Consider the following 10,475-nt stretch of genomic DNA (forward strand, 5'->3'; position numbering starts at 1 on the left):
GTCGGGGATCGGCGCGCCGCCCGTGCCACGTGCGTCGCCGCAGGCGGCGACGGCCGAGGCGCAGCCACGGATGCGCCTGGACATCTCCCCGCACGCCGGCCCCGCCGGCACTCAGGTCACCGTCACGGTCGAGGGCTTCGCCGACGGTCCGGTCGAGATCCGCTGGGACGACCGCGACGGTCCGCTGCTGGCCACCGCCGAGGGCCCGGACTTCACCGTCGAGGTGACCGTGCCCGCCGACGCCTCCCCCGGCCAGCACACCTTCGTGCTCAACGCCACGGCACCGCACGCCACCCGGGGCGCCGCGATGAGCTTCGACGTCACCGGTTGACCGGGCCGGGTGACGGCCGGGGAACGTATCGCTCGTCACCGCCGATCCAGACCACCTCGCCGGCGACGGTCCGGGTGGTGCGGGCGGCGGGATTCGAACCCACGACCTTCGGCTCCGGAGGCCGACGCTCTATCCTGCTGAGCTACGCCCGCGCGACGACGGCGCCCGGTCGGGGGCGCCGCAGCGAGGCTACCACCGATCCTGGCGCTGGCCGCTGCACCGGTCGCCGACCGTGGAACCCGACGGCGTGTCGGACGCGAGCGGCTACGGTTCGTCCGGAAGGTCAGGGGAGGGGCGGTGACCAAGGTGCTCGCGGTCGACGACGACCCGGTCATCCAACGCCTGCTGCAGGTCAACCTGGAGATGGAAGGCTACGAGGTCGAGGTCGCCTCGGATGGCGACGAGGCCCTCGACAAGGCCCGCACCACCCGGCCCGACGCGATCCTCCTCGACGTCATGATGCCCAAGAAGGACGGCTGGCAGGTCTGCGCCGAACTGAAGGCCGACCCCGATCTGCAGGCCATCCCGGTGGTGTTCCTGTCGGCTCGCGCGCAGGACGCCGACATCCAGAAGGGCACCGACCTGGGGGTCGCCGCCTACATCACCAAGCCGTTCGACCCGATCGACCTGGTCGAGCTCGTCGACGAGCTGACGGGGCGGAGCCGCTGACCGGCCCTGCCGGCTCCGCCACATCGACCGTTGCGTACCCTCGGTAGGCGATGACGACCCCACAGGAACTCGACCCCGTCCTGGCGGAACTGGCGACCCGCATCCGCACCGCCCTGCTGGCCGCCGGACTGCCGGAAGTCGCAGAGATCCCTCTGGAACGGCCTCGCCAACCCGAGCACGGCGACTGGGCGACGCCGGTGGCGCTGTCGATCGCCGCCGAGGCCGAGCAGACGCCCCGCGCCATCGCCGAGCAGCTGGTGGCCAACCTCGAGGTCCCCCCGGTGATCGCCGCCGTGGACGTCGCCGGGCCCGGTTTCGTCAACTTCCGGCTGGCCCACAGCTACTTCCAGGACGTCGTGCGGCGTGTCCTGGCGGAAGGCGACCGCTTCGGTCGGCGGACCCGCGCGGAGGTCGACGTCGAACGCATCAACGTCGAGTTCGTCTCATCCAACCCCACCGGTCCGCTGCACGTCGGCCACGGCCGGTGGGCGGCGGCCGGTGACGCGATCGCGGCGCTGCTCGAAGCCGACGGCCACCACGTCGAGCGCGAGTACTACCTCAACGACACCGGCGAGCAGATCCGGCGCTTCGGGGAGTCGGTCGTGGCGGCCGGCCTCGGGCGCCACCGCACCGACGAGCACTACCGCGGGGACTACGTCGACGCGCTGGCCGCCGAGATCAAGGCCGACCTCGGCGACGCGGTGTTCGGCGGCGGCGACGACGCCGAGGTCGCTGAACGCATCGGTCAGATCGCCGTCGAGCTCATGACCGACCACCTCCGCGACGTGCTCCACACCATGGGCGTGGACTTCGACACGTGGTTCTCGGAACGGTCCCTGCACGAGCAGGGTGCCGTCCAGGCCACGGTCGACCTGTTGGCCGAGGCCGGCCACGTCTACGAGGAAGACGGTGCGGTGTTCCTCAACACCACCGCCTTCGGTGACGACAAGGACCGGGTCCTGATCCGGTCGGACGGCCGGCCGACGTACTTCGCAGCGGACTGCGCGTACCTGCAGAACAAGCGCGAACGCGGCTACGACCGGTTCATCTACCTGCTGGGCGCCGACCACCACGGCTACGTCGGGCGGATGCAGGCGCTCGGGCGGGCGCTGGGCGTCCCCGACGAGACGCTCGAGATCCGGATCGGGCAGCTCGTGAACCTGTCACGCGGCGGGCAGCCGGTCCGGATGAGCACCCGCGCCGGGGAGTTCGTCACGCTCGCGGAGGTCCTCGACGAGGTCGGCCGCGACGCCCTCCGCTACCACTACCTGCGCACCGGCCTGGACCAGCCGATCGACTTCGACCTCGACGAGGTCGTGCGCCAGTCGATGGACAACCCGGTGTACTACGTGCAGTACGCCCACGCCCGCATCGCGTCGATCCTGCGCAACGCCGACGCAGCCGGCTTCTACGCCGGCACGGTCGACGACGCCGCCCTCGATCTGCTGACCGAACCGACCGAGGAGGAGCTCCTGCGCCGGATGGCCGAGCTGCCGGAGGTGGTCGCACAAGCCGCTGATCTGCGCGCCCCGCACCGCCTCACCCGGTACGCCGAGGACCTCGCGGGGTCCTTCCACCGCTTCTACACCGAGTGCCGGGTCCTGGGCGTCCGCGACGACATCGCACGGGCGCGGTACTGGCTCGCGGTCGCCGCCATGCAGGTCCTGGCCACGGCGCTGGCGCTGTTGCGGGTCTCCGCCCCGGAGCGGATGTAGGCGGTGACCGACGACCCGCTGGCCCGCGGGCGCCCGGCGCAGCGACCGCTCGGGCCGTGGCCGTGCACCGCCCAGCGCGGCGACGACGGGGTGCTGCACATCGGCGGGGTGTCGGTCGTCGACCTCGCCCGCGACCACGGCACGCCCCTGTGGGTGGTTGACGAGGCCGACGTCCGCGCCCGCTGCCGGCAGTACCGCCGGGCGTTCGCCGGCGCCGAGGTCGCCTACGCGTCCAAGGCCTGGTGCACGGTCGGGATCCTGCAGCTGGTCGCCGACGAGGGACTGTGGATCGACGTGGTGTCGGGTGGCGAGCTGCACACCGCCCGGGTGGCCCAGATCCCGATGCGCCGCGTCGTGTTCCACGGGAACAACAAGTCGCTGGCGGAGCTGCGTCTCGCCGCGGAACTGGATGTGGGGCGTGTGGCGGTCGACAGCATCGTCGAACTGGATCGTCTGGAGGCGCTCGGTCGCGAACTCGACCACACCTTCACGTGTTGGCTGCGCATCACGCCGGGGATCGACGCGCACACCCACGACTACGTCCGCACGGGGCATGACGACTCGAAGTTCGGCTTCGGGATCCGCTTCGGTCACGACCGCGTCGCGATCGAGCACGCCCTGCGTCTCGAGCACGTCGACGTGGTCGGCGTCCACGCCCACATCGGTTCGCAGATCTTCGGCGGTGACCCCTTCGCAGCCAACGCCGAAGTGCTGGTCGGGGTGCTGGCGCGCTGGCGCGACGAGCTCGGGCTCGACATCACCGAGATGAACCTCGGCGGGGGTATGGGCATCCGCTACACCCACGAGGACCCTCCGGTCGACGTCGGGCGGATGGCGCGGACCGTCACCGAGGCGCTCGACGCGGCGTGCGACGGGCACGGCCTGCCACGGCCGCGGCTGTGGGTGGAACCGGGGCGGGCCATCGTGGGTCCCGCCGCCGTCACCGTCTACCAGGTCGGAACGATCAAGCAGCTGCCGGGTGTGCGGACCTACGTGAGCGTCGACGGCGGCATGAGCGACAACATCCGTCCGGCGCTGTACCGCGCCGACCACGACGTCGAGCTCGTCAACCGCCGCGGCAGCGACGACGCCGCTGCGTTCACGGTGGTGGGCAAGCACTGCGAATCGGGCGACCTGGTGCGCGAACGCGCGTCGCTCCCCGTCGACGTGCGGATCGGTGACCTGCTCGCCGTCGCCGCGACCGGGGCGTACACGGAGTCGATGGCGTCGAACTACAACCGGCTGCCACGCCCCGCGGCGGTGCTGGTCCGCGACGGCCAGGTCCGTCCCCTCCTGAGGCGCGAGACCTACGACGACCTGGTCGCCCGGGACGTCGCGCTGCGCTGAGGTTCCAACGGCGACATCCGCACGTGCCGGGCAGGCAGCAGAAGGGCGCTCGGTAGGCTCGAGCGCAACGCGAAGGAGTCCCCATGCGTCGCGTGATCCGCATCGGCCTGCTGGGATGCGGCGTGGTCGGCGCCGGGGTCGCGCGGATCCTGGACGAGCACCGCGACGACATCGCGGCCCGGACGGGCGCCAGGCTCGAGATCACGCGGGTCGCCGTCCGTGACCCCGCGCGCCACCGTGACGTGCCGCTCCCAGCCGAGGTGTTCACCGACGATCCCGCCGCCGTGGTCGACGCCGACGACGTCGACCTGGTGGTGGAGGTGATCGGTGGCCTGCAGCCGGCCGGGGACCTGCTCCGTCGCGCGCTCAAGCAGCGCAAACCCGTGGTGACAGCCAACAAGGAACTCGTCGCCCACGAAGGGCCGGACCTGTTCGACCTGGCCGAGGACGCCGGCGTCGACCTGCAGTACGAGGCGGCCGTGGCCGGGGCCATCCCGATCATCAAGCCGCTGAAGGAGTCACTCGCCGGCGACCGCATCCGTCGCGTCATCGGGATCCTCAACGGCACGACGAACTACATCCTGACGCGGATGACCGAGGAGGGCGCCGCCTACCACGATGTCCTGGCCGAGGCCCAGCGGTTGGGGTTCGCCGAGGCGGACCCGACCGCCGACGTCGCCGGCCACGACGCGGCCGCCAAGTGCGCCATCCTGGCGTCGCTCGCGTTCGACACCCGGGTGGTGGCCGACGAGGTGTTCCGCGAGGGCATCCGTTCGGTCACGCCGACCGACATCAGCGTCGCGGACCGCCTCGGGTACGTCATCAAGCTGCTCGCGATCGCAAGCGAGGTCGACGGGCAGGTCGCGGTCCGGGTCCACCCGGCGTTCGTGCCCAAGACCCATCCGTTGGCTGCGGTCCGCGACAGCTTCAACGCGATCTTCGTCCAGGCCGACCACGCCGGCGAGCTGATGTTCTACGGTCGGGGTGCTGGCTCGGCGCCCACCGGCTCGGCCGTCGTCGGCGACATCATCCACGTGGCCCGCCACCTGCTGCAGGAGTCGCGGGGCCCGCGCGAGTCCAGCCACCGCCCCAAACGCATCCGTCCGATCGCCGAGCTCGCGACCCAGTACTACGCCCTCCTCGACGTCGAGGACCGTCCGGGTGTGCTGGCCGCCGTCGCGACCGTGTTCGGCCGCCACGGCGTCTCGATCGGGCAGGTGTGGCAGGAAGGCCAGGGTGACACCGCCCAGCTCGTCCTGATCACCCACCGTGCCCGCGAGAGCGACCTGCAGGCGGTGGTCGGTGACCTCAGCAGGGAGCCGGCGGTCCGCTCGGTCGCCAGTGTGCTGCGCGTCGAGTCCGAGGCGCTGGGGTGACCCTGCGCGCGCACGTGTGGGATGGCGTCGTCGCCGAGTACCGCGAACGCATGCCCTTCGCCCCCGACGCCCCGGTGGTGACGCTGGGGGAGGGAGGCACGCCCCTGATCCACTCCGAGCCGCTGTCGCAGCGGACCGGGTGCGAGGTGCACCTCAAGTACGAGGGCGCCAACCCGACCGCGTCGTTCAAGGACCGCGGCATGACGGTGGCGATCTCGAAGGCGGTCGCGCACGGTGCCAAGGCGGTCATCTGCGCCTCGACCGGGAACACCTCGGCGTCCGCTGCGGCGTACGCCGCCAAGGCCGGGCTGGTCTGTGGGGTCCTGGTCCCCCAGGGCAAGATCGCCCTAGGCAAGCTCGCGCAGGCGCTGGTGCACGGCGCGCGGGTGATCCAGATCGACGGCAACTTCGACCACGCCCTCGAGCTGTGCCGGATGCTGGACGAGACGTTCCCGGTCCAGCTGGTCAACAGCGTCAACCCGTTCCGGATCGACGGTCAGCGCACCGGGGCGTGGGAGACCTGCGATCAGCTCGGTCGTGCGCCCGACGTCGTGTGCATCCCGGTCGGGAACGCCGGGAACATCACCGCGTACTGGCGTGGCTACCGTGAGTACCACGCCGACGGGATGATCGACGGCCTCCCGGTGATGCGAGGCTTCCAGGCAGCCGGTGCGGCTCCCATCGTCCGCGGCGAACCCATCGAGCGGCCCTCGACCATCGCGACCGCCATCCGGATCGGCAACCCGGCGTCGTGGAAGCATGCTGTGGCGGCCGCAGACGAGTCCCACGGCTCGATCGGGGCGGTCACCGACCGCGACATCCTGAAGGCCTACCGCATGCTGGCCAGCGAAGGGGTGTTCGTCGAGATGGCGTCGGCGGCGTCGGTCGCGGGGCTGCTGCAACTGCACGCATCCGGCGATCTCGAACCCGGTCAGACCGTCGTCTGCATCCTGACCGGCCACGGCCTCAAGGACCCCGATTGGGCGATCGCCGGCGCTGCACAGCCGCCGGTCATCCCCGCCGACGCGTCCCGCGCCGCTGAGCTGCTGGACCTCACGTGACCGGTCGCGGCGCGGCGTGGCGACGGTGACCGCGCCGGCGCGTGCCGTGGTCAGGGTCCCGGCGACCACCGCCAACCTCGGACCCGGGTTCGACGCGTTCGGCGCCGCCGTGTCCCTGCACCTCGAGGCCCGGCTGGTCGCTCGGGGTGCGCGCCGAGCACGGGTCGCATCGCACGGCGAAGGGGCCGGCGAACTCCCCGACGACGACAGCAACCTGCTGTGGCGGTCGCTGCTGGCACTGTGTGCCCACGCCGGCGTCACGCCGCCGCGGGATCTCGCCGTCGAAGTCTCCAACCACATCCCGCTGGCGCGTGGACTGGGGTCGTCGTCCGCCGCGATCGTGGCGGGTCTGGGATTGGCGCGCGCGGCGTGTGAGCTGGAGGTCAGCGACCTGGAGCTGGTGCGGATCGCTTCCGACATCGAAGGCCACCCCGACAACGTCGCGCCCGCCGTCCTGGGCGGGCTCGTCGTCGCGGCCCGCACCGACGCGGGAGGACTGGTGGTGCGCCGCGCCCAGCCCCACACTCGCCTCCGCCCCGTCGCGCTCATCCCCCAAGACCGGCAGCTGACAGTGGCAGCCCGCACGTTGTTGCCGGAGGCGCTCGAGCGCCACGACGTCGTCGACCACACCAGCAGGGCCGGGCACGTCCTGGGCGCGCTCCTCGGGGCGTGGCCGGTCGCCCCCGAGTTGGCCGGTGACCGCCTCCACGAGCCGGCCAGGCTGGCGGCGATGGAGGCCAGCGGGGCGGTGGTGGCCGAGCTGCGGGCGGGGGGGATCCACGCCTGGTTGTCGGGGGCCGGACCGTCGGTCTGTGCCGCGATCGGGCTGCGCGACGCCGACACACTGCACCGCTGCGAGGCGATCGGCACCGGACACGGGTTCTCGGTCCGGCCGGTGCGTTGGGACCTGTCAGGGCTCACCGCCACGCCGGCGTCCGCCTGACGGCCGGCGGCGGTCGCCGCGTCACCGCGATCACCGCCTTGCTTGCCCGGTGCCGGCTGCATACCCTCGACAGCGGTTCCCCCTTCCCACCTGATCGAGCGCGTCGTTGCGACGGCGTGCAGCGCAGGAGAACCAGCCTGAACCCGCGAGCGCGGCGACCGTCGCCTGCACCCGGCGTGCCGGCGACCACCCGCCCGCCGCGGCGGTGGTACCATGCCGGTGAGCGTCAAGCTGCGTCACGGACGCTCTCCGCTCCCGGACGGGTCCTCAGCTCGTCGCGTCGCTGCGTCCCCGATCCAGCTTCCCGACCGCTGCGGACATCGAGCCAGTCGGTTGCGGCGTCCCGCGAGGTTCACCGGTTCCCGGTCGACGGCGGACGGCAGCAGCGTCGGCGAAACCTCCGCCGTCAGCAGGAGGATCCGGTCCACCAGCGATCGTGAAGCGAGCAAGGAGCGCCGACCCGATGCATCTGTTCCTCGATACCGCCAACGTCGCGGAGATCACCGAGATCAACCGATGGGGCGTCCTCGACGGGGTGACGACCAACCCGACGCTGGCCGCCAAGGAGGGCAGGGACTTCTTCGGACTGCTCAAGGACATCTGTGCGGAGGTCGACGGGCCGGTGTCCGCGGAAGTGGTCGCCACCGATACGCCGGGGATGCTCAACGAAGCACGTGAGCTCGCGGCGCTCGCGGACAACATCGTGGTGAAGGTGCCGTTGACGCCCGACGGGCTGGCCGCGACCCAGCAGCTGTCGCGGGAAGAGATCGCCACCAACGTGACGTTGTGCTTCTCGCCGTCCCAGGCGATCCTGGCGGCCAAGGCAGGTGCGACGTACGTCTCACCGTTCCTCGGCCGGCTGGACGACATCTCCAGCGGCGGGATCGGTGTCCTGGCCGACATCTGCGAGGTCTTCCGGGTACAGGGCTACCGGACCGAGGTCCTGGCTGCGTCTCTGCGGTCGCCGCAGCACGTGGTCGAGGCCGCCCGGGTCGGTGCCCACATCGCGACGATGCCGTACGCGACCTTCGTCAAGCTGGTGACTCATCCACTGACGGACGCGGGACTCGAGCGGTTCCTGGCGGACTGGGCCGCTTACCAGGACGCGTTGGGCGGTGCTGGCCGAAGCTGAACGACGAACGAACCGACGAGCAGGAACGAGCAACGATGGATCGCACTGTCCTGGAGCGCAAGGCGCTCTCGGAGCTCAAGGAGATCGCCTCGACCCTCGAGCTCCACGGCTACCAGCGGCTGAAGAAGTCGGAACTGATCGACTTGATCATGTCGTCGGGCAACGGCGAGCCGTCCGGCAACGGGGCGTCGGCCGCCCGGGCCGCGGCCGACACCGCGTCCGAGCGAGGTGACAGCGGCGCGCGCGACGAGGAGCGGGCCGACGAGGACACCGCCGACGACCACGACGACCGCGACGACCGCGACGACCGTGACGACCGTGATCCCGATGACGCTCCCGAGCGTGAGCGGACCCGCGAGCGCAACCGTGACGGCGGTGGCGGGCGGCGCAGCAAGCGCAACCGCAACCGCAAGGGGCGCGGCGACGGTGGCCAGCAACAGTCCGAGGACACCTCCGAGCTCGAGGTGCGCGAGGGTGTCCTCGACCTGCTGCCCGAGGGGTACGGCTTCCTGCGCACGACCGGGTACCTGGCCGGTCCCAAGGACGTGTACGTCAGCCAGTCGCTGGTCCGCCGCTACGGCCTGCGGCGTGGCGACCTGGTGTCGGGTCCGATCCGCCAGACCAAGGGCGGAGACAAGTTCCCCGCGCTGGTCAAGGTCGCCACGATCGAGAGCGAAGAGCTCGACGAGCGCAACATCCCGCGGCGGCGCGACTTCAAGGAGCTGACCCCCTACTTCCCGCGCGAGCGCTTCCGTCTCGAGAAGCAGGACGGCTCCCCGGTCGCGATGCGCATCGTCGACATGATCGCGCCGGTCGGGAAGGGGCAGCGCGGCTTGATCGTCTCGCCGCCGAAGGCGGGGAAGACCACCATCCTGAAGCAGCTGGCGCAGGCGATCGAGACCAACAACCCGGAGACGCACCTGATGGTGCTCCTCGTCGACGAGCGCCCCGAGGAGGTCACCGACTTCGAGCGGTCCACAACCGGCGAGGTCGTCTCCTCGACGTTCGACCGCCCCGCCGACGACCACACCGCGGTTGCCGAGCTGACCATCGAGCGCGCCAAGCGGCTGGTCGAGCGCGGGAAGGACGTGGTGATCCTCCTCGATTCGATCACCCGACTCGCCCGGGCCTACAACCTGGCGGCGCCGGCGTCAGGGCGGATCCTGTCCGGTGGGGTCGACTCCGCCGCGCTGTACCCGCCGAAGCGGTTCTTCGGCGCGGCCCGCAACATCGAGGAGGGCGGGTCGCTGACCATCATCGCGACCGCTCTGGTCGAGACCGGCTCGAAGATGGACGAGGTCATCTTCGAGGAGTTCAAGGGGACCGGGAACATGGAGCTGCGCCTGTCGCGCGGCCTGGAGCAGAAGCGCATCTTCCCGGCGGTCGACATCGAGGCGTCCGGGACCCGGAAGGAGGAGCTGCTGCTCGCCCCCGACGAGCTCGAGGCGGTGTGGAAGCTGCGGCGCGTGCTCGCGTCGATGGACGGGGGGGCCTCGTTGGAGCTGCTGATCGACAAGCTCCGGGCGACCAAGAGCAACAACCAGTTCCTGCAACTGATCCACAAGTCCAGCCTGGGCTGAACTGCCGCGGCCGACACCGGCCCGCCACCCGGCCCCCGACACGCGAGGAGGAGCGATGAAGAGCGGCATCCATCCCGACTACGTCCCTGCCCAGGTGACCTGCTCGTGCGGGAACTCCTTCGAGACCCGCGCCACCAAGGAGCAGATCCGCGTCGAGCTGTGCGCAGCCTGCCACCCCTTCTACACCGGGAAGCAGAAACTGGTGGACACCGGTGGGCGCGTGGACCGATTCCAGCGTCGCCTGGAGAAGACCGAGGAGAAGCGGGCGACGACCAAGCCGACCAAGAAGGCGACGGGCAAGAAGTAGGCCATGGACGGTCA

General features: G+C 71.2%; 10 protein-coding genes and 1 tRNA gene. 10 read left to right on the forward strand and 1 reads right to left on the reverse strand.

Going from position 1 to position 10,475, the window contains the following annotated elements; all coding sequences use genetic code 11:
- Positions 1 to 331, forward strand: a 331-nt coding sequence (locus tag M3N57_11460; GenBank protein MDP9023286.1) for a hypothetical protein, incomplete at its 5' end; no start/stop codon positions are given.
- A gap of 75 nt (positions 332 to 406) precedes the next feature.
- Here M3N57_11460 and M3N57_11465 read toward each other — a convergent pair.
- A tRNA-Arg gene (locus M3N57_11465) sits at positions 407 to 483 on the reverse strand.
- Between the two features lie 154 nt (positions 484 to 637).
- On the opposite strand from M3N57_11465, the gene M3N57_11470 reads away from it, so the two are divergent.
- The 9 genes from M3N57_11470 (at position 638) to rpmE (ending at position 10,461) form a co-directional block, all read left to right on the forward strand.
- Entirely contained in the window at positions 638 to 1,000 is a 363-nt protein-coding gene (locus M3N57_11470; GenBank protein ID MDP9023287.1) for a response regulator, read from the forward strand.
- Positions 1,001 to 1,050: 50 nt separating this feature from the next.
- Positions 1,051 to 2,715, forward strand: coding sequence for an arginine--tRNA ligase (gene argS / locus M3N57_11475; protein MDP9023288.1), 1,665 nt, complete (start codon positions 1,051 to 1,053; stop codon positions 2,713 to 2,715).
- Between the two features lie 3 nt (positions 2,716 to 2,718).
- On the forward strand, positions 2,719 to 4,062 hold the full coding sequence (gene lysA, locus M3N57_11480; GenBank protein ID MDP9023289.1) for a diaminopimelate decarboxylase: 1,344 nt from the start codon (positions 2,719 to 2,721) through the stop codon (positions 4,060 to 4,062).
- An 83-nt stretch (positions 4,063 to 4,145) separates the two neighbouring features.
- Positions 4,146 to 5,438 carry a homoserine dehydrogenase gene (locus tag M3N57_11485; GenBank protein ID MDP9023290.1) on the forward strand — a complete coding sequence of 431 codons (1,293 nt, stop codon included), beginning with the start codon at positions 4,146 to 4,148 and terminating at the stop codon, positions 5,436 to 5,438.
- A 50-nt stretch (positions 5,439 to 5,488) separates the two neighbouring features.
- Positions 5,489 to 6,499 carry a threonine synthase gene (thrC, locus tag M3N57_11490; protein ID MDP9023291.1) on the forward strand — a complete coding sequence of 337 codons (1,011 nt, stop codon included), beginning with the start codon at positions 5,489 to 5,491 and terminating at the stop codon, positions 6,497 to 6,499.
- 16 nt (positions 6,500 to 6,515) lie between these two features.
- On the forward strand, positions 6,516 to 7,442 hold the full coding sequence (gene thrB, locus M3N57_11495) for a homoserine kinase (protein MDP9023292.1): 927 nt from the start codon (positions 6,516 to 6,518) through the stop codon (positions 7,440 to 7,442).
- Between the two features lie 463 nt (positions 7,443 to 7,905).
- Entirely contained in the window at positions 7,906 to 8,574 is a 669-nt protein-coding gene (gene fsa, locus M3N57_11500) for a fructose-6-phosphate aldolase (protein MDP9023293.1), read from the forward strand.
- Between the two features lie 35 nt (positions 8,575 to 8,609).
- Positions 8,610 to 10,154, forward strand: a complete 1,545-nt coding sequence (gene rho / locus M3N57_11505) for a transcription termination factor Rho (protein MDP9023294.1) — start codon at positions 8,610 to 8,612, stop codon at positions 10,152 to 10,154.
- A 55-nt stretch (positions 10,155 to 10,209) separates the two neighbouring features.
- Positions 10,210 to 10,461 carry a 50S ribosomal protein L31 gene (gene rpmE, locus M3N57_11510; protein ID MDP9023295.1) on the forward strand — a complete coding sequence of 84 codons (252 nt, stop codon included), beginning with the start codon at positions 10,210 to 10,212 and terminating at the stop codon, positions 10,459 to 10,461.
- Positions 10,462 to 10,475 lie beyond the last annotated feature (14 nt).

This window comes from Actinomycetota bacterium, assembly GCA_030776725.1.
Taxonomy (GTDB): domain Bacteria; phylum Actinomycetota; class Nitriliruptoria; order Nitriliruptorales; family JAHWKO01; genus JAHWKW01.